This window comes from Ruegeria sp. HKCCSP346 (assembly GCF_017872595.1).
In the GTDB taxonomy this organism is placed as follows: domain Bacteria; phylum Pseudomonadota; class Alphaproteobacteria; order Rhodobacterales; family Rhodobacteraceae; genus Ruegeria.
In genome coordinates this window covers 281,595-305,354 of record NZ_JAEDOT010000001.1, presented here as the reverse complement: position 1 = coordinate 305,354, position 23,760 = coordinate 281,595, and the positions used below count along the sequence as shown (strand labels likewise).

The 23,760-nt window shown below is 58.8% G+C and carries 24 protein-coding genes and 1 riboswitch; of the genes, 10 read left to right on the top strand and 14 right to left on the bottom strand.

Going from position 1 to position 23,760, the window contains the following annotated elements; translation table 11 throughout:
- Positions 1-12 precede the first annotated feature (12 nt).
- From I9185_RS01555 to metZ, 5 genes are all read right to left on the bottom strand, one after another.
- Positions 13-1,587, bottom strand: a complete 1,575-nt coding sequence (locus tag I9185_RS01555; RefSeq protein WP_210092185.1) for a thiamine pyrophosphate-binding protein — start codon at positions 1,585-1,587, stop codon at positions 13-15.
- Positions 1,587-3,035, bottom strand: coding sequence for a TrkH family potassium uptake protein (locus I9185_RS01550; RefSeq protein WP_171723490.1), 1,449 nt, complete (start codon positions 3,033-3,035; stop codon positions 1,587-1,589). Before I9185_RS01550 ends, I9185_RS01555 begins: the two co-directional genes overlap by 1 nt.
- A 52-nt stretch (positions 3,036-3,087) precedes the next feature.
- Positions 3,088-3,738: a hypothetical protein gene (locus I9185_RS01545; protein ID WP_210092184.1), complete on the bottom strand. Its 651-nt coding sequence runs from the start codon at positions 3,736-3,738 to the stop codon at positions 3,088-3,090.
- Between the two features lie 284 nt (positions 3,739-4,022).
- Positions 4,023-5,126, bottom strand: coding sequence for a GTP cyclohydrolase FolE2 (gene folE2 / locus I9185_RS01540; RefSeq protein WP_209833435.1), 1,104 nt, complete (start codon positions 5,124-5,126; stop codon positions 4,023-4,025).
- 253 nt (positions 5,127-5,379) lie between these two features.
- A complete protein-coding gene (metZ, locus tag I9185_RS01535; protein ID WP_210092183.1) occupies positions 5,380-6,564 on the bottom strand; it encodes an O-succinylhomoserine sulfhydrylase in 1,185 nt (394 codons plus the stop codon).
- A gap of 62 nt (positions 6,565-6,626) precedes the next feature.
- Positions 6,627-6,704: riboswitch (SAM riboswitch) on the bottom strand.
- Between the two features lie 122 nt (positions 6,705-6,826).
- Here metZ and I9185_RS01530 point away from each other — a divergent pair.
- On the top strand, positions 6,827-7,525 hold the full coding sequence (locus I9185_RS01530; RefSeq protein ID WP_210092182.1) for a glutathione S-transferase N-terminal domain-containing protein: 699 nt from the start codon (positions 6,827-6,829) through the stop codon (positions 7,523-7,525).
- A 69-nt stretch (positions 7,526-7,594) separates the two neighbouring features.
- Here the strand turns inward: I9185_RS01530 and I9185_RS01525 are convergent, their stop codons facing one another.
- Entirely contained in the window at positions 7,595-7,981 is a 387-nt protein-coding gene (locus I9185_RS01525) for a hypothetical protein (RefSeq protein ID WP_171119571.1), read from the bottom strand.
- Positions 7,982-8,206: 225 nt separating this feature from the next.
- The gene (locus I9185_RS01520; protein ID WP_210092181.1) at positions 8,207-8,599 is read right to left on the bottom strand and encodes an OB-fold nucleic acid binding domain-containing protein; all 393 of its coding nucleotides are present in this window, start codon (positions 8,597-8,599) and stop codon (positions 8,207-8,209) included.
- Between the two features lie 127 nt (positions 8,600-8,726).
- Here I9185_RS01520 and I9185_RS01515 point away from each other — a divergent pair, with 127 nt between their 5' ends.
- Entirely contained in the window at positions 8,727-9,050 is a 324-nt protein-coding gene (locus tag I9185_RS01515; protein ID WP_152457603.1) for a 2Fe-2S iron-sulfur cluster-binding protein, read from the top strand.
- Positions 9,050-9,793 carry a VCBS repeat-containing protein gene (locus I9185_RS01510; RefSeq protein ID WP_210092180.1) on the top strand — a complete coding sequence of 248 codons (744 nt, stop codon included), beginning with the start codon at positions 9,050-9,052 and terminating at the stop codon, positions 9,791-9,793. Before I9185_RS01515 ends, I9185_RS01510 begins: the two co-directional genes overlap by 1 nt.
- Positions 9,794-9,927: 134 nt before the next feature.
- Here the strand turns inward: I9185_RS01510 and purD are convergent, their stop codons facing one another.
- Positions 9,928-11,196, bottom strand: a complete 1,269-nt coding sequence (gene purD / locus I9185_RS01505) for a phosphoribosylamine--glycine ligase (protein ID WP_210092179.1) — start codon at positions 11,194-11,196, stop codon at positions 9,928-9,930.
- A 75-nt stretch (positions 11,197-11,271) separates the two neighbouring features.
- Here purD and xseA point away from each other — a divergent pair, with 75 nt between their 5' ends.
- A complete protein-coding gene (gene xseA / locus I9185_RS01500; RefSeq protein WP_210092178.1) occupies positions 11,272-12,756 on the top strand; it encodes an exodeoxyribonuclease VII large subunit in 1,485 nt (494 codons plus the stop codon).
- 3 nt (positions 12,757-12,759) lie between these two features.
- Entirely contained in the window at positions 12,760-13,401 is a 642-nt protein-coding gene (locus I9185_RS01495; RefSeq protein WP_210092177.1) for a glutathione S-transferase family protein, read from the top strand.
- Here I9185_RS01495 and I9185_RS01490 read toward each other — a convergent pair whose 3' ends face one another.
- Positions 13,402-13,797 (bottom strand): hypothetical protein, encoded by a 396-nt coding sequence (locus I9185_RS01490; protein ID WP_245223387.1) that lies wholly within the window; start codon positions 13,795-13,797, stop codon positions 13,402-13,404.
- Positions 13,798-13,937: 140 nt separating this feature from the next.
- On the opposite strand from I9185_RS01490, the gene I9185_RS01485 reads away from it, so the two are divergent.
- The 5 genes from I9185_RS01485 (at position 13,938) to I9185_RS01465 (ending at position 18,173) form a co-directional block, all read left to right on the top strand.
- Positions 13,938-14,576 carry a lysoplasmalogenase gene (locus I9185_RS01485; RefSeq protein WP_210092176.1) on the top strand — a complete coding sequence of 213 codons (639 nt, stop codon included), beginning with the start codon at positions 13,938-13,940 and terminating at the stop codon, positions 14,574-14,576.
- 58 nt (positions 14,577-14,634) lie between these two features.
- Positions 14,635-15,774, top strand: coding sequence for a signal recognition particle-docking protein FtsY (gene ftsY, locus I9185_RS01480; RefSeq protein ID WP_210092175.1), 1,140 nt, complete (start codon positions 14,635-14,637; stop codon positions 15,772-15,774).
- Positions 15,775-15,864: 90 nt separating this feature from the next.
- A complete protein-coding gene (locus tag I9185_RS01475; RefSeq protein WP_171633329.1) occupies positions 15,865-16,767 on the top strand; it encodes an EamA family transporter in 903 nt (300 codons plus the stop codon).
- A gap of 16 nt (positions 16,768-16,783) precedes the next feature.
- On the top strand, positions 16,784-17,389 hold the full coding sequence (locus I9185_RS01470; protein WP_171633335.1) for an inner membrane-spanning protein YciB: 606 nt from the start codon (positions 16,784-16,786) through the stop codon (positions 17,387-17,389).
- Positions 17,390-17,504: 115 nt separating this feature from the next.
- Positions 17,505-18,173, top strand: coding sequence for a Crp/Fnr family transcriptional regulator (locus tag I9185_RS01465; RefSeq protein ID WP_210092174.1), 669 nt, complete (start codon positions 17,505-17,507; stop codon positions 18,171-18,173).
- A gap of 218 nt (positions 18,174-18,391) precedes the next feature.
- Here I9185_RS01465 and I9185_RS01460 read toward each other — a convergent pair whose 3' ends face one another.
- The 5 genes from I9185_RS01460 to gor form a co-directional block, all read right to left on the bottom strand.
- On the bottom strand, positions 18,392-19,831 hold the full coding sequence (locus I9185_RS01460) for a Do family serine endopeptidase (protein ID WP_245223446.1): 1,440 nt from the start codon (positions 19,829-19,831) through the stop codon (positions 18,392-18,394).
- A gap of 185 nt (positions 19,832-20,016) precedes the next feature.
- Complete coding sequence (locus tag I9185_RS01455) at positions 20,017-20,211, bottom strand: DUF2065 domain-containing protein (RefSeq protein WP_152457591.1); 195 nt, start codon at positions 20,209-20,211, stop codon at positions 20,017-20,019.
- Entirely contained in the window at positions 20,211-21,107 is an 897-nt protein-coding gene (locus tag I9185_RS01450; protein ID WP_152457590.1) for a protease modulator HflC, read from the bottom strand. The genes I9185_RS01455 and I9185_RS01450 overlap by 1 nt, the downstream gene beginning before the upstream one ends.
- Complete coding sequence (hflK, locus tag I9185_RS01445) at positions 21,107-22,249, bottom strand: FtsH protease activity modulator HflK (protein WP_171633351.1); 1,143 nt, start codon at positions 22,247-22,249, stop codon at positions 21,107-21,109. The genes I9185_RS01450 and hflK overlap by 1 nt, the downstream gene beginning before the upstream one ends.
- A gap of 72 nt (positions 22,250-22,321) precedes the next feature.
- Positions 22,322-23,680 (bottom strand): glutathione-disulfide reductase, encoded by a 1,359-nt coding sequence (gene gor / locus I9185_RS01440; RefSeq protein ID WP_210092172.1) that lies wholly within the window; start codon positions 23,678-23,680, stop codon positions 22,322-22,324.
- Between the last annotated feature and the right edge of the window lie 80 nt (positions 23,681-23,760).

Sequence of the window (23,760 nt, the reverse complement as noted above, 5' to 3'; positions counted from 1 at the left end):
GGCGCTTTTTCGTTACAGAATGTCAGGTGTCACGTGGATCAAGGTCGGCACAGGCGCATCGAATGCGGCCCTTACTGCACTTTGCATCTCTGCTACATTCGAAGGCGCCGAGGAGCGCGCACCAAAGGCTTCGGCAAGTTTGCAGAAATCGGGATTGTGCGCCATGACCGCGTTGGGCGCGATCTGGCTGCGCACCATACTGTCCTCGATTTCCTTCAGTTTGCCATTGTCCCATAAAATGATTGGAAGCGACAATCCCAACTCAACTGCCACGCCCAGTTCCTGCATCGTGTAATGGAACCCGTAATCCCCGGCGATAACCGCCGTGGGTTTGCCGCGCCGGGCAACCGCCCCGCCAATACCGGCGGGCAACCCATAGCCAAGAGTGCCAAACCCCGTCGGATGATGCCAGTGATGAGGATAGGCCATGTCCCACACCTCTTTGGCGACATAGGCAAACTGCGTCATGTCCGAATAGATCATGGTGTCGGCCGGCATGGCCGCGCGCAAAGCGTCCGCGATCGGCACGATTCCGGGCCGCTCTGCATCCACCTCGGCACGCCAGCGGGCGCGCATCTCGGCGACTTCCTCGGGTGACCAGCCTGTTGCCGGTTTCATGTCCTGAGTTGCGTGCCACAAGGCGCGGGCAAAGCTCTGGCTGTCGACTTGCAGCTTGATGGCGGCGCGATGGCAATCGGAAAGAACCTCGGGGTCGAGGTCGACGCGTATCAAGGTCGCCTTGTGCCCCAAATCCTGCCGCCACAAATCGACCTCGCCCAGCTCGGCCCCGACCGCAACGACCAGATCCGCCGACGCGATTACCTCGGCGCTGCCGGGACGCGGCAACATGGACCCGAAGTCCAGCGGATAATTTGCGCCCGGCAGCCCGCGCCCGGCATAGGTGGTAAAACAGGCCGCCCCCAGCTGTGTCAAAATCTGACGCCAATCATTCGACCTGCATCCGCCACCCAGGATGAACAGCGGCCTGCGGGCAAGGTTCAACATGGACACGACCGATGACACGTCAGGCGGCAAGGCTTTGGTGCGCAGCGCGGGCTGGTTGGGGAACGGCGCGGGGTCGGCCTCGGCCTGCAACTGCGCGATGGGCACCTGAATGTGCTTGGGGCGCGGGCGCGAAAGCTCGAATTCTTCAAACGCCCGTTCTATCAGCCCATAGGCAGCTTCGGCGGAGTTGGCCTGTACGGACCAATCCGCAACCGTACCGGCGGCGGCACGTTGATCTTTCATCTGGTGCAACTGACCCCGGACAGCCTGCGTTTCATCCAGGCATGAGGACAGAATCAGCATCGGAACCGAGTCGCTGTAGGCCTGTCCGATCGGGGTCATGATGTTGCAAAGGCCGGGACCGGTGATCACATAGGCGACGCCGGGCTGCCCGGTCGCGCGCGCGTAACCGTCAGCCATGAATCCGGCACCCTGCTCGTGCCGGGCCAGTACATGCGTGATCCCGGCCTCTTCAATACCGCGATACATTTCCTGATTATGGACACCGGGAATGCCGAATATCACATCCACACCGCGATCCTTGAGCATATGCGAGATTTGCGCGCCAAGGGGTCTTTTCATCAGCCTCTCCAGAATTGAACGGTAAAGATCGCATATACGGCCAAAAGTTCGAGCCGCCCGGCCAGCATCCCGAAAGTCAGCAGCCACTTGGCCGTATCGTTGAGACCTGCGAAATTGCCCGCCGGTCCGATCTGATCGCCGAGTCCCGGTCCGACATTGGCCAGCGCCGTCGCGGCCCCGGATACGGACGTGACGAAATCCAGACCTGTCAGCGCCAACGCCCAGGACAACACCCCCATCGACAAAACGAAGAACATGAAAAAGCTCATCACCGATGTCAGAACGTCCCGCCCGACCGGCCTTCCATCATAGAGCGGCATGAACACGCCATGCGGGGACCGGATCCGTTTGATCTGGCTTTTGATCGAGGCGAACAACAACTGATAGCGGAAAATCTTGATCGAACACGCCGTCGACCCCGCACATCCACCGATCAATCCGATCAGGAAAAACAACATGATCGGAAAGCTGCCCCACCCCATGTAATCGACACTGGCATATCCTGTCCCCGAGATGATCGAGGTGATGTTGAACAATGACTCGCGGAACGCCTGTTCCCAGTGATGCGGAAAGACCGAGGTAAGAAAGACTGACATGATGACAACCAGAACCAGAATGGTCGCCAGAAATGCCCGGATTTGACTGTCTTTCCATAAGGACGCCGTATGACCATTGGCCAACTGGACATAGCGCACAAACGGCAGAGCCGCCAGAATCATGAAGACGGATGCAGCATATTCGGCCGGGCCTGAAAATGTTCCAAACGAGGCATCATAGTTCGAGAAACCACCCGTGGACACCGTCGTGAAAGCATGCACCAACGCGTCAAAAAAACTCATCCCCAATGCGGCATAGACCAGCACGCATACGAGTGTCAGGAAGACGTAGATCAGGGAAATCTGTCCCGCAATCTCCTGCGCGCGAGGCAGGATTTTCCCCATGGTCTCAAACCCTTCCGACCGGAAGATTTGCATGCCACCAACCCGCAACTCCGGCAGGAACACCATCGCAACAACGATTATGCCGATGCCTCCCAGCCATTGCAGGATACCGCGCCACAACAAAAGCCCCTGCGGCAGCGTGTCCAACCCTGATATCACAGTCGAACCGGTCGTCGTAAGGCCCGACATCGCCTCGAAATAGGCATCGACAAAGCGCAGTTCGGTTTCACCGAACAGAAACGGGATTGCACCAAACACCGGCAGCGCGACCCAAACGCCGGTTGTCAACAAAAAGGTCTGCCGGATGGTCAGACCCTCGCCCACGCCGTTGGAACAGCTCATCGCAAGAACGGATCCGGTCAGCATCGTGATTATCGCGCTTTCCAGAAATACATTCCATTCGCCGCGACCTTCGATAATGTCCGCGAGCATAGGCAGCAGCATGGTCGCCCCAAGAATGGCGACCAGCAAGCCAATCACATATCCGACCGGGCGAAGATCCATCATGACGCGCAGCGTTGGCGCGCCAACCCGACCGTGTCAAGCAGATGATCCCGGTTTACCCGTCAGTTTTTACATCTGCTTCGGGCATCACGGGTGGTTTGGACGGGGCACGAGTTTTTCGCGCCTGCGGTTTGCGCGGTTCCGTCACCGGGGCTGGTTTTGCCTGCACCTTGGCCGGGGCAGGATCGGCCGGTGTCGGCTTGACCTGCGCTGCCTGGACAGGCGCCGGTTTTGCGGGGGCGGGCTTGGGTGTTACGGGCAACACGGTTTCGGCCGCAGGTGTCGCCGAGGGTTCAACAGGTTTTACCGCTGTTTTGTCACTAACTGCAGGTGTCGGTTTGGCTGCTGCCGGGGGTGCTGCCGTGGGCCGCGGACTGGCTGAAAACTCAACCGGTTTTGCCGCCGGCTTGGTCACCGGTTTGGTCGGTACAGGTTTGCGGGCCAGCTTGTTCTTGGTCGTTGGCGATTTCGCCGGTACGCGTTTTTTGCGCGTCGCAGCGGCTTTGGCCACCGGTTTTGCCGCCGGAGTTTCCACCACTGGACCCGGTGCTGACGCTGCCACGTGTAGCGCGTGGACCGACACCATCGGCAGTTCAAGTGCTGAACGTGTCATGATCTGTGCGATCTTGATCTGGTTGACGATCGCATAGCCAGCCATGCGTAAAGCCGCGGCCTGAAGCTCCAGCGGTTGGGTAATCGAATTCATTCCATAGATCTCCTGTGAAAACGATGCAGCCCGAAGAGAGAGGGTAAAGCGCCCTGCCCGCTCGGGGGATCCGGGCGGAGGTTGGGGTCTTGCAGTCCAAGGCGTCTCACGTCTCGGCTTCCTTTTGGGGTGACACACCATTGAGCGCGCCGGTGTGCCGAAGCTGCATTCCCCGTCAGGATACAGGAGTTTCTCACGCAATTGCAGCATTTTTGCTGCATTGCGGCGAATGAGCGCCGATCAGATAATTCTCTGATTAAATTCTAGCCACTTACCCGAGAAGTTCAGCCAACGTGAAACAGGGTCGTGAACAGTTTCGGGTCCAGGCTGGACGCGGCGAAGGTTGGGCCTTCGGTCAGAATCGACACGGCGTCATGGCTGTGCAGGCTTTCCTGATGGCTTGCGACAACGCGAAAATCACCGACGTGATGATCGGCCAGCAATTCCGCGCAGAACAAGCGCGCCGCATCTTCGACAAAAATCGGATTGGCTGCGTTCAACTCGGCAAAAGCCTGTTCGTCTTCGCGTTTGACCATGACCTGAGTTTCGGTCGGCACCGCGCGTCGGCACAACTCGATCAGGTCTTCAAACCAAAGACAATCGGCATCGCAATCCACGACCACGGAAATTCGCGCGACGGAACGTTGCGAATGCGGTGTTGCCAATTGTCCCCGCATGGCACGGGCATGTTCGCTCAGCTCCAGAGAGCACGGGCAGGTCGAGGAATAGACATAGTCCAGATGCATGATCTTCTGGCGCACGCCGCCGGACTCCACCAGTTCCAGAGCGATGTCGTAATACTGATATCCTTCCAGACCCGATCTCAGGCTCTTGACCCTGTCGGGGTAAGAAAACCGCATTTGGATACGCGCGTCAAAGCTGTCCAGGTCGGTCATATAGTCGTCAAGCGCCGCCTGCATGACTTCAAAGCTGAAAGTACGCTCGGCATGTTTGTAAAAAGACCGCATGATCCGGGACATGTTGATGCCCTTTTTCTCGGCCTCAAGGCTGACGGTGCCCGTAACAGACGTCTCAAGCGTCAGGTCTTCCCCATCTTTCCGATGGAAACGGATCGGCAGGCGAAAGTTCGAGATGCCAACATGCTGGATCTGCTGCTTGGCACCGCGTATCAAGCTGGACGGGCCGTTTTGCAAGTCGGGCAAAGACGCGCGGTAATTCGCGTCAACCGAGAAACCCTCCGGGTACTCGCGCGAAAGCGAAGGATAGTTCACCTGCGTCAGGCCGGGCACCAGCCGCGCGATAGCCGGATCCAGCTGGCTGATCTCGGATGCCGTCGCAGATTCCGCCCATTGCCGCAGAACCTTCAGGGCCTCGGCGGCTTGCTCCTGATCCGGGGTCTCATCAATGTCGCGCGGGTGAATGTTCATCGGCTGCGGTTCCTCGATTGGTCGTAGGAATATATACGACTACAGGTGATTTACCAGTTTAACCCAATACGCAGGCAATAGCAGTCCGGATTGAAAAAACCGGCGCAAAACCGTCATTCTGCAACGAAATACGCCTTTCGCAGACATAAAGGCCAGGCTTCAACCGCGAATACCACCCGAAAAGACGCCGCGTTCACAGACAACGCGACGGCCCCGACGGGCAAGAGGCTTTTCACTGTGCTGCTGTTTGCTTCTACGAAGCCTCCAATGCCTGCTGGATGTCAACCAGCAGGTCTTCGGCGTCTTCCAGGCCTACGGAAAAACGGATCAGGCCCGGCGTAATGCCCAGCTCGTCCTTCTGCGCATCGCTCAGACGCTGGTGCGTTGTGGTCGCCGGGTGCGTCGCGATCGACTTGGCATCGCCCAGGTTGTTCGAGATCACAGGAATGGTCAGCGCATTCAGGAAAGCAAAAGCCGCGTCCTTGCCGCCCTTGATATCCAGGGACAACACAGTCCCGCCCTTTCCGCCAAGTTGCGATTGAACCAGAGCATTTTGCGCGTGGGTCTTCAAACCTGGGTAAAGAGTGCGCGCCAGCGCCGGGTGCCCTTCCAGCGCCTCGGCGATCCTTTGTGCACTGTCGGCCTGCGCATTGACGCGCAGCGCCATGGTTTCCAGACCTTTGAGCATGACCCAGGCATTAAACGGGCTGAGCGCGCCGCCGGTGTGCTTCAGATACGGCTCAACGGTTCCGCGGATGAACTCCCTGGTGCCGATGATGACGCCGCCCAGCGCACGGCCCTGTCCGTCAATATGCTTGGTCGCCGAATAAACGACCACATCCGCGCCCTGTTCTATCGCGCGCGAAAAGACGGGCGTCGAAAACACGTTGTCCACCACCACAATCGCCCCGACGGCATGGGCCAACTTGGACACGGATGCGATGTCGATCACTTCAAGAGTCGGGTTCGACATCGATTCGAAGAAGACCGCCTTGGTGTCCGGGCGGATCGCTGCCTGCCATTGCTCCAGATCGGTGCCGTCCACAAAGGTCACCTCGACGCCAAAACGGGTCAGGATGTTCTCGAGGATGTACAGGCAGGACCCGAACAATGCCTTTGCTGAAACAACATGGTCCCCGGCCTTCAGCATAGAGGTCAGCGCACCGTTCACCGCTGCCATGCCCGAAGCCGTCGCAAACGCATCCTCGCCACCTTCAAGGGCCGCGATGCGCTGTTCGAACATCGAGACCGTCGGATTGCCATAGCGGGCATAAATGAACTCATCAGGGCCGCATTCCAGAAACCGGGCTTCGGCCTGTTCGGCGGTTTCGTACACAAAGCCCTGCGTCAGGAAAATCGCCTCGCTCACCTCGTTGTACTGACTGCGGCGGACACCGCCATGGACGGCTTGGGTGCGTTTGTTCCAGTTCTCGCTCATCTCATTCCCTTTCAGCCTCCGGAGGAGGCAAACAAAAAACCCCAGACGCGGCCAAGCGAAAGGGGTCTTTCATCCTGACCTTTTAGCGGTGTTGTTTAGCGTGGCCCGCAATCCGGTAACAAATCGCCACGAAGCTTTGGGATGGCAATACGCCTCGGGCGGTTTGCGGTCAAGCCCGGCCTGCGTTTCGGTCACGCTTTCGTAAGCGGTACTTGCCGAACCGGCAGAAACCCGCATGATCCCTTCAACATTAGGAGAACATATGGCCGACCCGATTGATCTGTATTTCTGGCCCACACCGAACGGCTGGAAAGTGTCCATCGCCCTGGAGGAGATGGAGCTGCCCTACACCACACATCTGGTCAATATCGGAAAGGGCGATCAGTTCGACCCGCAGTTCCTGAAGATCGCCCCGAACAACCGGATGCCCGCAATCGTGGACCCTGACGGGCCGGATGGTGCACCGATCTCGGTTTTTGAAAGCGGGGCAATTCTGATGTATTTGGCCCGCAAGACCGGGCAGTTCTATGGCAGGACCGAGCTTGACCGGATCGCCGTCGAAGAATGGTTGATGTGGCAGATGGGCGGTGTTGGCCCGATGGCCGGTCAGGCGCATCACTTCCTGAAATACGCCCCGCAACTGAACCCGCCACAGGACCTGCCCTATGCCAAAGATCGTTACCGGGCCGAGGTCGGTCGTCTGTACGGGGTGCTCGACAGACGGCTGGCCGAGAACGAATACGTTGCCGGAGACTTCTATTCAATTGCAGACATGTCGATCTGGGGCTGGGCCAGCCTGTGGGAAGGGCAGCAGCAAGTGCTGGAGGACAAACCCCACTTTGCGCGCTGGCTGAAGACCGTCGGCGCCCGCCCCGGTGTTCAGGCCGGGCGCGCTCTGCACGCAGAGCTGCGAGGAGACAATCGTGACAAGCAGGCGCAGGAGGTCTTGTTCAAACGATGACTGCGTTGAAAACCCGTTTGGATTGACGCGGATCATCAACCCTGTCCGCCTTGGCCACGGCAGGTTCGGCTAGCGAAACTTGAATTCGGGTTCTGCCGGGAAAGGCATCGGGGTGTTCCTCCAAGCTCCACTGCGCAGCGCGGCGGGATTTCTGTGGTCAACGCGCATCCGGGGCGTCAGGACAAAAGCCGCTTGCTTCTTCCCATCCGTTTCCCGCACCAAGCGTGTCATCTCTTTGCGCTTTAGACGCTGCAATTCCGAGAGGTATTTTTGGGTGTTCCCAAGGTGTCTGCGCTCGAAAGAGTGGGCACTCAATGCTTCCTCGATCATTCTGGCGGTATGCACGTATCCTTTTGAACGCGTATGCTCCAACAGTTCGCCAAGGCGACCGGCAATCTGGCTCTCATCCAGCTGGACGGTTTTTTCGAACGATCCATTTCGTGTTACTTCGGGCATCTGAACTGACTCTGAGAAGGTGTTGAGTAGCGTTCCGTCGCGCCTGCGTTCAGACACAGGCCGACGCATAGAGATGCCCGCAGTACTAACACGGCATCAAAGAGTCGACCGACCAATGCCGAATTGGCGGAAAAGCGCCTCTGACCCAGCGTGATATGCGGAAACTTACCGACATTCATCGGCGCACAGGTCTTGCTGGGCGCAAGGCGGCAAGGCAGCCGCCCGCTATTGTCCGTCACAGCTGGCCGCCCCTGCGCCCTGCACCAGCATATCCAGCATCCCCGAAATATCCTCGATTTCTTCCGCAATCACATGGGTCACTGAATGCGCCCGCTGCACCCGGCCCGTCACCTTCAGCAACCGCCCCGAAATCACCGCACGGCGGAACCGTTCGTAGATTTTGCGCCACACCACCACATTCACGATCCCGGTCTCATCTTCAAGCGTCAGAAAGATCACGCCCTTGGCCGTCCCCGGCCTCTGCCGCAGGATCACAAGCCCGGCCACAGCCACGCGCGCGCCCTCGGGCGGGGAATCCAGTTGGCTGGAAGGCAGACAGGACGGCGGGCGCGGCCAATCCCGGTTTGAAACCACAGGGCGAATGGGTGTAACAAGCATGAGAACAAAAATAGAACAAACGACAAGAAAGTCCAGACACGGCGCGCTGAGTCGCAAATGAGGCTGGAAAGACCTAAATGCCTTCACTAAGGAAGAAATCGAACATCGCAAAAGGAAGACGCACGCAATGGCAAAGATCACCTATGTCGAGCACGGCGGTACCGAACACACAGTCGAGGTCGCCAACGGACTGACCGTCATGGAAGGGGCCCGTGACAACAACATTCCCGGCATCGAGGCCGATTGCGGCGGCGCCTGCGCCTGCTCGACCTGCCATGTTTACGTCCACCCCGACTGGGTCGAGAAAATCCCGGCCAAGGATGACATGGAAGAAGACATGCTGGACTTTGCCTATGAGCCCGACCCGGCCCGCTCGCGCCTGACCTGCCAGATCAAGGTCACCGACGCGCTGGACGGTCTGGTCGTCCAGATGCCCGAAAAACAGATCTGATGCACAACAATGTGCCGCGCCTGCCCCGCCGCTTTTGTCAACGCCGGGCACGCGGCGCTTTGCTATCTTTCGGACTTTGGCTCTCGCTGCAACCGGCTGGCGCGGCGGAAACCATCAACGACGCCCGCTTCACAGAGCCAACCACCCGTTACGCCCATGGCGTCCTGGGTGATACGATCGAATATGGCGCGGTGGAATTCACGACCGACACTACGGTCGTAACTGTTCGACTGCCGCAGGATCGCGTGTTCGAAGACCTCGCTCCGCGTTTGGCAGACGTCAACCTGGACGGCGCGCGCGAAGCAATTGTCGTTGAATCCCACGACAAATCAGGGGCTCAACTTGCGATCTACGACGCCGCCGGAGACAAGATCGCGGCCACGCCTCATATCGGTACCCGCTTCCGCTGGCTCGCCCCGATCGGGGCAGCCGACCTGGACGGCGACGGACATGTCGAGATCGCCTATATTGATCGTCCGCACCTTGCCAAAACGCTGCGCATCTGGCGCTACAAAGACAACGCCCTGGGCGAAGTCGCGGCTCTGCCCGGATTGACCAACCACAGGATCGGTGAAGATTTCATTTCCGGTGGTCTGCGCACCTGCGGCGACCGCCCGGAACTGATCGTGGCCAGCGCCGACTGGACGCGGATCGTCAGCGTCTTCTACGACAACGGCTGGATCACATCCGACCGGGGCCCGTTCCACGGCCGCAAAAGCCTTGCCCAAGCCCTGAACTGCTGATCCGCCTCTTCATCTAGCCAAAAATATCCCGGGGCGTGAGCGGTTGAAAGGAATTCGTCCAATGGACGATTTCGACCGCGAACGCGCGCAGCGCCGGGAAGCCGCAAAGCCGAGGGGTCAACCGCCCTGCCCCGTCAACCTTCCAGGGCACGCCATCCGATATCGCGCCGGTAAAACCCGTCAGGCCAATCCACAGCTTCAACCATTTCATAGGCCCGGTCGCGCGCCTCTTTCAGCGTGCTCCCACGGGCGGTCACGTTCAGCACACGCCCGCCCGATGCAACCACCTGCCCATCGACACTCTTTGTACCAGCGTGGAACACCATGTTCTGGCTGTCTTCCGGCAGGCCTTCAAGCCCTTTGATCGCAGTGCCTTTCTTGTAAGCACCCGGATAACCATTGGCCGCCATTACAACCGTGATCGCATGGTCATCCGCCCAATTCACCCGCATTTCACCCAACCTGCCCTCGGCCGCGGCGTGCATCAGGTCCATCGCCTGCGCGCCCAACCGCATCATCAACACCTGACATTCCGGATCACCGAAGCGGACGTTGTATTCAACCAGCCTTGGCTGCCCGTCCCTGATCATCAAACCTGCATAAAGAACGCCCTGAAACGGCGTTCCCCGGCGCTTCATCTCGGCGATGGTAGGGCGCACGATCTCTTCCATCGCGCGCGCCTCCACCTCTTCGCTCAACACCGGCGCCGGAGAATACGCGCCCATCCCGCCCGTGTTCAGCCCGGTATCGCCCTCGCCAACCCGTTTGTGATCCTGGGCCGTGCCGACTGAGAGAATGTCCTCACCATCACACAGAACGAACAGCGAGGCTTCTTCCCCATCCATGAATTCTTCAATGACGACTTCCGCACCAGCACCGCCAAACGCACCCCCAAACATGTCGTCAATGGCGTCCAGTGCGGTCGTTTCGTCCATCGCAACGATAACGCCCTTGCCCGCGGCCAGACCATCGGCCTTGACCACAATCGGTGCGCCCTGTTCGCGGACATAGGCTTTGGCAGGCACAGCCTCGGTAAACCGGGCATAAGCTGCGGTGGGGGCGTTGGCCGCGTCGCAGATTTCCTTGGTGAAGCTTTTCGACGCTTCCAGCTTCGCCGCCTCGGCTGAGGGCCCAAAAACCAATACTCCGGCTTCGCGCAACCGATCAGCCACACCGGCCGCCAAAGGCGCCTCGGGCCCAACGATCACGAAATCAATCGCATTTTCTTCGGCAAAGCCGACAACAGCCCCGCCGTTTTCAACATCCAGAGCGGCACAGTCAGCGATCTGCGCGATCCCCGCATTTCCCGGAGCAACGATCAGGCGATCACATTTGGGGTTTTGCAGCACTGCCCATGCCAGGCTGTGTTCGCGCCCTCCGCTGCCGAGAATGAGGATATTCATGAAAGCTCTCCGATCTGCTTGGCCTTGCCTGCGCGGCGTTCTAAGCTGGGCGCGCATTTGAAACAAGGCGCTGAAATGTCCGACCTGCTTGATGACCCGATTCCGGGCCAAAACACCCCTGAATATACAGTGTCCGAAATTTCGGGTGAGGTGAAACGGACTCTGGAAGGCTCATTCGGCCGAATCCGAGTACGCGGAGAGGTTGGGCGCGTGTTCAAAGCCCGATCCGGGCATCTGTATTACGACATCAAGGACGACCGGAACGTTTTGGCCTGCACGACATGGAAAGGTCAGGTTTCCAACCTCTCGGTCGTGCCAGAGGAAGGGCTGGAGGTTGTCGTCACCGGTCGCCTTACGGCTTTCGGGGCGCAATCCAAATACAACCTGAACGTCGATGAGGTTTCCGTCGCGGGTCAGGGCGCGCTCATGGCACTGCTGGAGAAGCGCAAGAAACAACTGGAATCCGAAGGTCTGTTCGCGCCGGAACGCAAGAAACCCCTGCCGTACCTGCCGCAGATCATTGGCGTTGTGACATCCCCTTCCGGTGCCGTGATCCGCGACATTCTGCATCGGCTCAGGGACAGGTTTCCGCGCAAGGTGCTGATCTGGCCTGTGGCGGTTCAAGGGGCCAACTGCGCGCCCGAGGTCGCCCGCGCCATCGAAGGCTTCAACCAACTGACACCCGGCGGCGCGTTGCCCCGGCCCGACCTGATCATCGTCGCCCGTGGCGGCGGATCGATCGAAGACCTCTGGGGCTTCAACGAAGAGAGTGTCGCGCGCGCAGCCGCCGCATCGGGCATACCGCTGATTTCGGCCGTTGGGCATGAAACCGACACCACCCTGATTGATTTTGTCTCGGACCGCCGCGCGCCTACACCCACGGCTGCGGCAGAGCTGGCCGTGCCGGTCCGCATCGAACTGCTCGCCTGGACCGAAGAACAAGCTGCGCGCCTGTCGCGCGCGGCAACGGACGCGGTGCAGCGCCGTTCGCAAAGGCTGCGCGATTTGTCCCGCGCCCTGCCGCGCCCGGACAGTCTGTTGAACTCCCCCAGACAACGCCTTGATTTGATTGCAGATCGCCTCACACCCGCCTTGATACGCGGGGTGCAGAACCGTCGCCTGCAAGTGGTGGAATTGTCTGCTCATCTGCGCCCCTCGACCCTGCAAAGCTTGATATCGACGCGACAGGAATCGCTGCGCAACCTGTCATCGCGCCTGTCCTTGCGACCGATCCAAAGGGAAATCGATCAACAGCGGCAAAACCTAGATCGTTTGCGCGATCGAATGCACACGGCCCAAACCACGCGACTGGACCGCCTCAAGCAGCAACTCGAAGCGACGGACCGCCTGCGCGAGACGTTGAGCTACAAGGCCACTTTGGACCGCGGATACGCGGTCGTCCGGGCCGAAGGGAATGTGATCACCACCAAGGCTCAGGCCGCCAAACAAACGGCGCTCGAAATCGAATTCGCCGATGGTGTTCTCAGCACGGGCCCGGCCGCGAAGTCACCTTCGAAAAAACCCAGACCGGACACCCCGGATCAGGGATCGCTGTTCTAGGCCATGCTGACCATCTGGGGCCGAAGAACATCATCCAATGTACAGGCCCTGATGTGGTGCGTCGGTGAACTGGCGCTGGAGTTTCAGCGCCACGATGTGGGGCACAGGTTCGGCGGGCTGAACACGGATGGCTTTCGCAAACTGAACCCAAACGGCACCATCCCTGTGATACAGGATGGCGAACGCCCCCCGCTTTGGGAGACGGGCCCAATCCTGCGGTATCTGGCCTCCGCGTATGGTGAAGATGATTTCTGGCCACGCGACCCGACCCGGCAAGCCGAAGTGGACAAGTGGGCGGAATGGGCCAAGATCAACGTCGCGATGGCATTCACGGTACCTGTGTTCTGGCGGGTTGTGCGGACACCGGAGGCAGAGCACGACCACCATGCAATCGAAAAAGCCCTGACAGCGCTAGAAAGCACGCTGGCAATCGCCGATGCGCAACTGTCTGAGCATGCGTTCCTGTGCGGTTCCTGCCTGACTTTGGCCGATATCCAGTTGGGACACGTTCTCTATCGCTACTATGACATCGATATATCACGTACATCACTGCCCAATTTGCGCCGGTACTATGACACGCTGACCGAAAGGCCAGCCTACCAGACCCATGTCATGATCAGCTATGACGAGCTGCGCCGAAACTGATCAAACGCCAACGTCGGGCCCGTAACAAACCATTTCTTCCCCAAGATCCTCTGCCTCATACAGTTCGGTCGCTTCCGGATTACCTTCGAATTGCGCAATCAAACCGCCACCGGATTGAGTGAAAACCCAGCATTGCGGATCCAGCCTGTCTTCGTAGACAAAGCAAATCTGTTCACCCTGCTGATACCAAATACCTTCCTTGCAATTCCCGTCGAGAAAAGACCAGATCACACGACGGTTCGGAAGATACCGCTCCACCCCGTAAATCTGACCTTCGAACCCGTAGAACAGAGTTTTACCCTGCGTATACTTGTCGAACTCCGAGTCAGACAAAGGCGTTTGTGCCGCCACTGACTGTGCGGCAAAAGTTGCAAGAATCATAAAGGATCTGAACATGTTTCCATTTTGGCAGAAGCGCTCCGGTCATGCCATTCGCCTGTTGGACCGGTGTCATCACATAACACTTAACTCAACGTAAGCGGTTGATTTTAAGCCACGCCGCAGATCAGATTATTCTGAACCGGCGAGGAGATGACATGACAACCATACTGTTCTGGATCGCCCTTGGCAGTGCCCTTGGTTATCTGCCGCTGACCTCCCGACCCGCCGGATCTTTGCGCACCGTGCTGAAAACCGCTTCGGTCGTCTTGTTGGCGGTCATAGCCGTCTTGCACGGTGGGCCTTGGTTGTTGGTTCTTGCGCTCGCTCTGTGTGCGTCCGGCGACGCTATGCTGTCACGCGAAACAGATGCCACGTTCATGGCGGGCATCGCCGCTTTTGCCGCCGGGCATCTGGCCTATATCGCTCTGTTCCTGTCTCATCCGACCAGTTCCGTTGCGCTGATTTGGAACGCACCAGCGATTGTATGGTCCTTGATCATTCTTGGCATCATCATGGCCACACTGCTTGCGCCCCGCGCCGGAGACCTGAAGGGGCCCGTTCTGGCCTATATCCCGATCATTCTCGGAATGGGGATCACTGTGCTGGCACTGCCGGATGCCGGCCCGCTTCAGTGGGCCTTGCCCGCCGCCATGGCCTTCATCGCGTCAGATCTGATCCTCGCAACCGAGAAATTCCTGCTGCCACCGAACCACCCTGCCCTCAAGGTAACGCCTTATCTGGTGTGGCCCCTTTACTGGGGTGCTCAGCTTGGCTTTGTCCTTGCGTTTGTGTGACCCTTTGCAACTGCCGCAAATCCGCATTAGGTGAAGGGAACACCTGTGGAGACCAAGTATGGCGTTTTTCTCAAAGCTAAAGGACAAGCTGTTCAAATCTTCATCTCGTCTTGAAGAAGGGCTGGAAGCCATCGTCGAGGATGGCGGCGAGGAAACAGCGGCTCCGGACCCTGTGATCCCCCAGCCGCAGCCCGATCCGCAACCGGTTCCAGAAGTGCCAGAGCCTGCCCCGGCCCCGCAACCGGCTGAACCGCCGGCACCGATCCCGGCTGACCCCACGCCTGTCGCTCCACCGCCGGAAATGCCGGAATCCAAGGGTATCCTGAACCGCCTGTTCAATCGAGGCGCCGCCACCGAAATGCGCCGCACCCTGGACGATGACATGCTGGAACAGCTCGAAGAGCTGCTGATCGCCTCGGACATGGGCGTCGACACGGCCTTGCGGGTCACGTCTAACATGGCTGAGGGCCGCTTTGGCCGCAAACTGTCGACCACAGAGATCAAACAACTTCTGGCCCAGGAAGTCGCCCGCGTGATGGAGCCTGTGGCCAAGCCTCTGCCGATCTATCCCAAACGACCACAAGTGGTACTGGTCGTCGGCGTCAACGGCTCGGGCAAGACCACGACAATTGGAAAACTGGCCAGCCAGTTCAAAGAGGCCGGCAAAAAGGTCGTCATCGCCGCCGGCGATACCTTCCGCGCTGCGGCCGTGGAACAGTTGCAGGTCTGGGGTGATCGCGCCGGAGTTCCGGTTCTGACCGCCCCCGAAGGCTCGGACCCCGCCAGCCTCGCCTTTGACGCGCTGACCCGTGCACAGGCAGAGGGCGCTGATCTGCTGATGATAGATACGGCGGGCCGCCTGCAAAACCGCACCGACCTGATGGAGGAACTCGCCAAAATCGTCCGCGTCATCCGCAAGGTTGATGACACTGCTCCGCACAACACTTTGCTCGTACTCGACGCCACCACCGGTCAGAACGCGCTGAGCCAGGTGGAAACGTTCCGCAAACTGGCGGACGTTTCCGGTCTGGTCATGACCAAGCTGGATGGCACGGCCAAGGGCGGTGTTCTTGTTGCCTTGGCGGACAAATTCGGGTTGCCCATCCACGCGATCGGCGTCGGCGAACAGATCGACGACCTTGCCCCTTTCGACCCCGAAGAATTCGCTGCCGCCCTCACCGGTCTCGACAAAGGCTGATCTTAGGCTTCATCTGGCCCCAAATATCCTCGGGGGGTGTGGGGGGCAGACAGCCCCCCACCTTCTCCGCTCCGCAAAAGGTCCGCGTATTTGAGCGACTGGCTGATCTCTCTCGAAGGCACCGAAGCCGGACACCAGCTGGCATTGGCGCTGGCTTTGATGGCGGCGTTCCTGCACGCCGTCTTCGGGGCATTGCAAAAAGGCAGGCATGACCCGTGGCTGTCCCGCGGCGCGATCGACGCCTGCTATTGCCTCATGGCAGCCCCCTTCGCCTTTTTTGTGGTGCCCTGGCCCGAACCTCATATGTGGCCGATCTTCGCACTCGTCTGGCTGATCCACATCGCCTACAAGACCCTGCAAGCCATGGCATATACCAAAGGCTCTTACACCGTCGTCTATCCGGTGGTGCGCGGTACGGGTCCGCTGTTCACCGTCATCGGTGCCTATCTTCTGTTCGGCGAAACATTCTCGGCCGTTCAATGGCTGGGCGTGGCCACCTTGCTGGCCGGGATATTTGGGTTGGCCGCCTACAACTTCAGGTTCCTGGAAACCAACAGGGATACGCTGGGTATCGCGCTGACACTGGCGATCATCACTGGCCTGTTTGTGGCCCTGTACACCACCTATGACGCCTATGGCATTCGCGCCACCGCCGATCCGTTCACCTTTCTGGCCTGGTTCTTCATGATCGACGGCGCGGCCATGCCGATCTACGCATATCTCAGGTGGCGCGTGATGGCACACAGACCTGCACCTGGCCCGCTGATGCTGCGCGGCCTCGCTGGCGGTATCATCGCTCCTTTGTCCTTCGGGGCAATCATGCTGGCCACCCGGCTGGACAAGGTCGGTGAAGCAGCCGTTCTGCGCGAAACCTCAACAGTCTTCGCTGCGCTGATCGGCTGGCTTGCGCTAAAGGAAACGGTTGGCCCAAGACGCATTGCCCTGATGGCATTGATTGCACTTGGCGCCGTAATAGTTGAAATGGGCGGGTAAGCAGCAGGAAGTACAGATGACAGGCAAAAAAGACATCAACCCGTTTCTGAAACAGATTCTGGAACTTGGCCCCCCGCTGGCCTTCTTCTTCATCTACCTGCGCCTGCGCGACGACAGTTTTCTGATCGGCGGCATCGAGTATTCCGGCTTCATTGTCGCCACGATTATCTTTGTCCCCCTGATGCTGGGGGCAATGGGTATCCTGTGGTATCTGACCGGCAAACTCAGCCGGATGCAGATCTTCACGGCCTTCATGGTGATTTTCTTCGGCGGTCTCACGGCCTGGTTCAATGACGAGCGGTTCTTCAAGATGAAAACCACACTTGTCTATGGTCTGTTTGCCTTGATCCTCGGCATTGGCCTGATGCAGAAAAAATCCTATCTCGCCTATGTGCTGGATGAGATGCTGCCGATGAAGCACGAAGGCTGGATGATCCTGACACGCCGCCTGTGCGCCTGTTTCGCCGTTCTGGCCGCCGCAAACGAATTCGTCTGGCGCACCATGTCGACGGATCTGTGGGTCAAGATCGAGACCTTCGGCTTTCCCATCGCTCTGATGGCCTTCCTGATGCTTCAGTTCAGCATTCTGCAACGCTATATGGACGATCCCGAGCAGAAATAACGGCCCCTGCACCCGCCAGACCTGCCAAAACAAACAAAATTCTTGGCTTGAGCGCCGAGCTATGGGAAGTTGTGCCACCACCCACACTCACAGCTTGCCCAAGATCGGTGCACACATGACGGCCTTTCCCAACAGCGGCTTCCTTTCCGAAGCCTCCGACGGGCTCAGAGAAATGCTTTCGGCGCAAGCGACCGACATATCTCTGTCCCAAGGTGAAGTACTTTTTGAACAAGGTGACGAGGGCGACTCTCTCTATGCCATTCTGGAAGGCACGTTAGAGGTTTCCTTTCTGGCCATGAGCGGCCGCAAACTGACGCTTACCCTGATGCGCCCCGGCGAAGTCTTTGGTGAGATCGCGTTGTTCGACAATGGTCCGCGTACGGCCACCATTGCGGCGGCAGAACAGTCGCGTGTACTGCGTGTGCGCCGCAACGACGTTATGAACCAGATCAGACAACAGCCTGACCTTGCCGTGGATATGATCCGTCTGGCCGGATTGCGGATGCGATGGATGGGGCTGCAACTGAACGAGCAGGTCTTTCTGCCCATGCCTATTCGGCTGGCCCGCAAGCTGCTGCACCTGTCCAGTTTACAGGACGACCCGGCCGCGCGCATCACCCTGTCGCAGAGCGAACTGGCCGAATTTGTCGGTGCCACACGCGAGGCAGTATCCAAAACCATCTCGATCTGGAAACGCGACAACATGGTCGAAGCCTCTCGTGGCGGTTTGCTGATCCAGGATTTTGAAGCCCTGCGAGAACTGGCTGATTCAGATCTTATTTGATCCGGTGTGATCTTGTTCACAGACCATCGATTACGCTTTGACCTAACGTGAGATTGTTACCGTAGGAGGTCAGAGAATCATCCCCGATATCTGTCCACTGACCTCTCCCTGTATCTGAGCCATACGCACTCACTGCGTGTGGCTCATTTTTTGCGTGGCGGTGATACCCGGTCTGGCCCGCAATAAAAAAGGCCGGGAGGTTGTCCCGGCCTGTTCAATCAGTTCTCAAGGCTCAGCGCCACAAAACGCGGATCGCCACCCCTGCGCACCAACAGCAGCAGAGATTTGCGACCAGTTTCGCGCGATTCTTCCATACGGGCTTCGAGATCTCCGATGGTTTCCACCTTTTGCTGGCCTGCTTCGGTGATCAGATCACCTGCCCGCATTCCCTTGGCATACGCCTCAGATGCTTCATCGACATCTGTAATCACAAGGCCGTCTGCATCACCATCCAGCCCCAAATCTGCACGCAGCGTATCGGTCAGGGGGGAAATCGTCAGGCCCAGAATATCCGCATTCTCCTCAATCGGAGCTTCCTGCGGTTCCTCCTCGCCATTGTCAGCACGTTCCGCCTCTTCCCGACGCCCTAGTGTCACAAGTACGGTCTGGGTTCCGCCGTCGCGGTGCACGACCACTCTGACCGACTTGCCAACTTCTGCTTCACCGACCTGACGCACCAGACCTCGGGTGTCTTCCACCTCGACGCCATCAAAGCTGAGGATCACGTCACCCGCCTTCAACCCAGCTTCTTTGGCAGGGCCGTCCGGTACATCGCTGATCAGCGCGCCGCCAGGTTTTTCCAGACCCATGGCCTCGGCCATGTCCTCGGTTACGTCCTGAATGCGAACGCCCAACCAACCCCGACGGGTCTCGCCATATTTCCGCAGTTGATCCACGACCTTCACGACAACATTCGACGCCATCGAGAATCCGATGCCGATCGAACCGCCGTTGGGCGAAAGGATTGCGGTGTTCACACCGATCACTTCGCCGTCCATGTTGAACAGCGGCCCGCCCGAGTTGCCCCGGTTGATCGCCGCGTCCGTTTGAATGTAATCGTCATAGGTTCCGCTCAGCGCTCGGTTGCGTGCAGAAACGATCCCTGCCGATACCGAAAAGCCTTGCCCAAGCGGGTTGCCCATGGCGATAACCCAGTCACCCACACGCGCTACGTCGCTGTCGCCGAATTTCACGTATTTCAGTGGGCCCGAAGCCTCGACCTTGAGCAGCGCGATATCGGTTTTCTCATCCGTTCCGATAACCTTGGCCACCAGCTCTTTCTTGGGTTGCCCATCGCCGGGGAAGAATTCCACAAGTATCTCATCGGCTTCGGCGATCACATGGTTATTTGTGACGATAAACCCATCTTCCGAGATCACGAACCCAGATCCCAGCGCGTTGCTTCTGCGCGGCGCGTTGTCACCGTTGTCACCGTTGCGATCCTGAAACTCGCGAAAGAAATCCTCGAACGGAGAGCCTTCAGGAACAATACCTTGCGGTCCAGTCTGGCCTTCGATCAAAGTGCTGGTGGTAATGTTCACCACTGCCGGGCTGATTTCCTCGGCCAGCGGTGCCAGACTTTCACTTTTGGCCTGCGCTGCAACCGATTGCGCCAGCAACAGCAGTGAACCTGCAAAAGCCAGCCACATCAGCCGCATCCAAACACTCACTTCGTCCCACCGGACGGATACACTGCGCGCTTTCGCCTGCACTTGAGCTCTCCTTGTCGACATTCACGCCAAGACCGCTTGTTCTCGGCCTTTCTTACAAACCAATGTAGTCAGTTTGCCCCCACGAGCAACTCGGGATCGCAGCGAAATCACCAGCAAGTGAAACCACAGCGTCAAAATCCCAATTGTTGCGCGCCCCAAAGCAGGACCAAACCGCTGATCACGCATAGCAATCCGACCAATCGCCGGGCTTGCTCTGGCATGTCCCGCAAGGCTTCAAGCATCCGCTCGATAAGCGAAGGGGCCAGCGCATAGGCCAGCCCCTCGACAATCAGTACCAGCCCGAAAGCCAGAAGGATCATACCCATTATTCAGACGCCGCAGCCGCCGGTGCTCGCCGTCCGGTTGGCGAAGCGAGGTAGTTGAAAAACTCGGAATCCGGGCTCAGGATCAATGAGCTATTACCACCTTGCAGCGCATTTTCATACGCGGTCAGCGAACGGTAGAACTCGAAGAACTCCGGGTCTGCACCATACGCTTCTGCAAAGATCGCGTTGCGTTCGGCGTCAGCTTCACCGCGGATGATTTCCGCCTCACGACGGGCATCCGAGACCAGTTCGACCACGGTACGGTCTGCCTGCGCGCGAACACGTTGTGCAGCTTCGTTACCGCGGGCGCGCTCGTCGGTCGCCTCACGTTCGCGTTCAGCCTTCATCCGATCGAATGTTGCCTCAAGGTTCGCCTGCGGCAGGTCGGTTGCCTTCAGGCGCACGTCGATAACGTTGACGCCCAGCGCCCGCGCTTCGGCAATCGCGCTGTTGCGGATGCGCAGCATCAGCGCGGCACGGTCTGAACTGAGGATGTCACGCGAGGAGACCGAACCCAGTACTTCGCGGGTTTCAGCGCGCAGGATACGATCCAGACGGTCTTCGGCGACCGGAATACCACCCACACCAACGGCCTGACGGAACTGTTCCAGATCAGAAATCCGATAGCGGGCGAAGGCATCAACCACCAGTCGGCGATCATCCAGAGGCGTAACCTCCAACGGCTGAACGTCGATGGACAGGATCCGGTCGTCATAGCGGACAACTTCCTGAATCAGCGGGATCTTGAACGCCAGACCCGGCTCTTCCTTGACCGCAACAACGCGGCCAAATTGCAGAACCAACGCGCGCTCACGTTCATCCACGATAAAGATCGAAGACAGTACACCAACAATCGCGATGAAAACGATCGGCAGAATAAAGGTCGCTTTACGCATCAGTTGCTCTCCTGTCCGGAATTGCGGCGCAGTTCGTTCAGCGGCAGGTAAGGTACGACGCCCTGCCCCGATCCGGTCGAGTTTTCGTCCAGAATGATCTTGTCCACGTCACCCAGAACCTGCTCCATCCGCTCCAGGTACAGACGTTTGCGAGTCACATCAGGCGCTTTGGAATATTCTTCCAGAACCGCGCTGAAACGGCTCGCCTCACCCATGGCGCTGTTGATCTGCTGTGCGCGGTAGGCTTCGGCTTCTTCCAGTACCTGGGCAGCTTCACCGCGCGCCTCAGCCAAAACCCGGTTGGCGTAGGCGTCGGCGACGTTTTGCAGCCGATCACGCTCCTGCGCGGCGGCCTGAACATCGCGGAAGGCGGCGATCACGTCCTGCGGCGGGTCGGCCTTGTCGAAGTTCACTCGGATGATGTTCACACCCGAATCGTAGCTGTCCATCGTCGTCTGGATCAGTTCCTGAAGGCGCTCAGCAATGATGCCGCGATCCCGGTTCAGGATTGGTGCCAGCTCGCTCTGCGCGATAATCTCGCGCATCGCCGATTCCGACACGGCACGGATCGTCTGACGCGGATCACGCAGATTGAACAGGAACTTGGCCGGGTCGTTGATGTTCCAGACGACCTGATAGTCGATATCGACCACGTTTTCGTCGCCGGTCAGCATGAGGCCATCGTCGCTGCCCCGGGCTCCGCCCATATCTTCGGTCTGTTCGCGGGTGACCGGAATCACCTCGGCAGTGACAAACGGCCATGGCGCAAAGTTCAGACCCGGATTACCCACGGCCGAAAACTCACCCAGAAACAGCTCAACTGACTGTTCTTCCGGTTTTACAGTATAAAAGCTGGCCAGCCCCCACAAAACGGCAGCTGCCACCAGACCAATCGCAACCGTACCTTTGGTAAAGGCCGGGCCTCCACCGCCCTGACCACCGCTGCCACTACGGCCACCGCCGCCGCGACCGCCCATCAGGACGCGCAGCTGCTCCTGGCCTTTTTTCATCAGCTCATCAATCTCGGGGATCTGCGGGCCTTCGCCTTCGGGGGGCTTGCGCCCGTCACCGTTGTTGCCCCGATTTCCTCCACCTCCGGATGAGCCTCCGCCCCCCCAGGGGCCACCGCTGTTGCCCGCCATATGTATCAATTCCTTCGTTTTGGCCCGTGTGATCACGGGCACACTTGTAACTTGTGTGCGCGCGCTTGCAAATCAAGCACAGCGTACAGGTTGCCGCATTGTCACCAGTTCTTCCGCCATAACGGGATGTACTGCAACCGTGCGATCGAAATCTTCCTTTGTCGCGCCCATCTTTACGGCAATTCCGGCCAGCTGGATCATCTCTCCTGCTCCGGGGGCGACAATATGGCAACCCAGTACCTTGCGCGTGGCCTGAGACACGATCAGTTTCATCAGAACCCGTTGCGTGCCACCGGCAAACGCCTTCTGCATCGGTTTGAACGAAGTGGCATAGACCTCGATCGGTTCCTGGGCCGAGGCTTCTTCCTCGCTCAGGCCGACTGTGCCGAATTCCGGTTGGGTGAAAATGGCGGTTGGGATCAGCGCGTGATCCACAGGGGTTGGGTTGCCTTTGAAGACGGTTTCCACAAAAGCCATACCCTCGCGGATGGCCACGGGTGTCAGGTTGACCCGGTCGGTCACATCGCCAATGGCATAGATCGACGGAACGGCGGTCTGGCTGTATTCATCCACGACGATCTCGCCCTTGCGCCCACGTTCGACGCCCAGCTCTTCCAGCCCGAGGTTATCGGCATTCGGTGCCCGGCCCGTGGCGTACATGACGACATCGAAACGATCTTCAGTGCCGTCCGTCGCCTTGACGCGGATCTGGTCACCATCTTTGGCCATTTCCAGCACATTGGTGCCCAGACGGACATCGATGCCGTTCTGGCGCATCTCTTCGCAGATCAGCCCACGCGCTTCTTCGTCAAAACCACGCAGGATCTGCGCACCGCGGTAGAATTGCGTGGTCTTGACACCCAGACCGTTCATGATCCCGGCAAACTCGCTGGCGATATAACCGCCACCAACAATCAGAATGCTTTCGGGCAGCTTGTCCAGATGGAAAATCTCATTCGACGTGATCGCAAGATCCGATCCCGGGAAGTCCGGCACCACCGGTCGACCGCCTGTTGCAATCAAGATGTGTTTGGCGGTTTTTCGGGTGCCATCGGCCAGCTCGACCGTGTGCGCATCCACCAGGCGCGCGCGCTGATCAAAGCTTTCAACGCCGTTGTTTTTCAGGATGCTGCGATAAATCCCTTCCAACCGGTCCAGTTCGGCAACCAGTTTGCCGTGAAACATGCCCCAATCAAACGGGCCGGGCTGAACATCCCAACCATAAGCTTGCGCATCTTCGATCATGCCCGAGTATTCACTGGCAAAGACCATCAGTTTCTTAGGCACGCAGCCCCGGATCACACAGGTGCCGCCATAGCGGTCTTCTTCAGCCAGCGCGACCTTTGCACCGGCTTCACCCGCCGCTACGCGTGCCGCCCGGACCCCGCCCGAGCCTCCGCCGATGACAAAAAGATCATAGTCAAAGCTCATGCCGGGTTCCTTCGTTCAACTTGCAAAATTCCTCTGGATATCTGGGCGCGAAAACCCCGGTGCCAACCCCCGGGCGCGGA

What these genes read in the sequence shown, in the direction of transcription:
- ftsY (WP_210092175.1), top strand. Translation starts at nt 14,635, where the DNA reads ATGGCGTTTTTCTCAAAGCTAAAGGACAAGCTGTTCAAATCTTCATCT.
- I9185_RS01530 (WP_210092182.1), top strand. Translation starts at nt 6,827, where the DNA reads ATGGCCGACCCGATTGATCTGTATTTCTGGCCCACACCGAACGGCTGG.
- metZ (WP_210092183.1), bottom strand. Translation starts at nt 6,564, where the DNA reads ATGAGCGAGAACTGGAACAAACGCACCCAAGCCGTCCATGGCGGTGTC.
- I9185_RS01510 (WP_210092180.1), top strand. Translation starts at nt 9,050, where the DNA reads ATGCACAACAATGTGCCGCGCCTGCCCCGCCGCTTTTGTCAACGCCGG.
- hflK (WP_171633351.1), bottom strand. Translation starts at nt 22,249, where the DNA reads ATGGCGGGCAACAGCGGTGGCCCCTGGGGGGGCGGAGGCTCATCCGGA.
- gor (WP_210092172.1), bottom strand. Translation starts at nt 23,680, where the DNA reads ATGAGCTTTGACTATGATCTTTTTGTCATCGGCGGAGGCTCGGGCGGG.
- I9185_RS01545 (WP_210092184.1), bottom strand. Translation starts at nt 3,738, where the DNA reads ATGAATTCGATTACCCAACCGCTGGAGCTTCAGGCCGCGGCTTTACGC.
- I9185_RS01485 (WP_210092176.1), top strand. Translation starts at nt 13,938, where the DNA reads ATGACAACCATACTGTTCTGGATCGCCCTTGGCAGTGCCCTTGGTTAT.
- I9185_RS01550 (WP_171723490.1), bottom strand. Translation starts at nt 3,035, where the DNA reads ATGATGGATCTTCGCCCGGTCGGATATGTGATTGGCTTGCTGGTCGCC.
- purD (WP_210092179.1), bottom strand. Translation starts at nt 11,196, where the DNA reads ATGAATATCCTCATTCTCGGCAGCGGAGGGCGCGAACACAGCCTGGCA.
- I9185_RS01555 (WP_210092185.1), bottom strand. Translation starts at nt 1,587, where the DNA reads ATGAAAAGACCCCTTGGCGCGCAAATCTCGCATATGCTCAAGGATCGC.
- I9185_RS01455 (WP_152457591.1), bottom strand. Translation starts at nt 20,211, where the DNA reads ATGGGTATGATCCTTCTGGCTTTCGGGCTGGTACTGATTGTCGAGGGG.
- I9185_RS01465 (WP_210092174.1), top strand. Translation starts at nt 17,505, where the DNA reads ATGACGGCCTTTCCCAACAGCGGCTTCCTTTCCGAAGCCTCCGACGGG.
- I9185_RS01495 (WP_210092177.1), top strand. Translation starts at nt 12,760, where the DNA reads ATGCTGACCATCTGGGGCCGAAGAACATCATCCAATGTACAGGCCCTG.
- I9185_RS01450 (WP_152457590.1), bottom strand. Translation starts at nt 21,107, where the DNA reads ATGCGTAAAGCGACCTTTATTCTGCCGATCGTTTTCATCGCGATTGTT.
- I9185_RS01515 (WP_152457603.1), top strand. Translation starts at nt 8,727, where the DNA reads ATGGCAAAGATCACCTATGTCGAGCACGGCGGTACCGAACACACAGTC.
- I9185_RS01525 (WP_171119571.1), bottom strand. Translation starts at nt 7,981, where the DNA reads ATGCCCGAAGTAACACGAAATGGATCGTTCGAAAAAACCGTCCAGCTG.
- xseA (WP_210092178.1), top strand. Translation starts at nt 11,272, where the DNA reads ATGTCCGACCTGCTTGATGACCCGATTCCGGGCCAAAACACCCCTGAA.
- I9185_RS01520 (WP_210092181.1), bottom strand. Translation starts at nt 8,599, where the DNA reads ATGCTTGTTACACCCATTCGCCCTGTGGTTTCAAACCGGGATTGGCCG.
- I9185_RS01470 (WP_171633335.1), top strand. Translation starts at nt 16,784, where the DNA reads ATGACAGGCAAAAAAGACATCAACCCGTTTCTGAAACAGATTCTGGAA.
- folE2 (WP_209833435.1), bottom strand. Translation starts at nt 5,126, where the DNA reads ATGAACATTCACCCGCGCGACATTGATGAGACCCCGGATCAGGAGCAA.
- I9185_RS01490 (WP_245223387.1), bottom strand. Translation starts at nt 13,797, where the DNA reads ATGTTCAGATCCTTTATGATTCTTGCAACTTTTGCCGCACAGTCAGTG.
- I9185_RS01460 (WP_245223446.1), bottom strand. Translation starts at nt 19,831, where the DNA reads ATGCGGCTGATGTGGCTGGCTTTTGCAGGTTCACTGCTGTTGCTGGCG.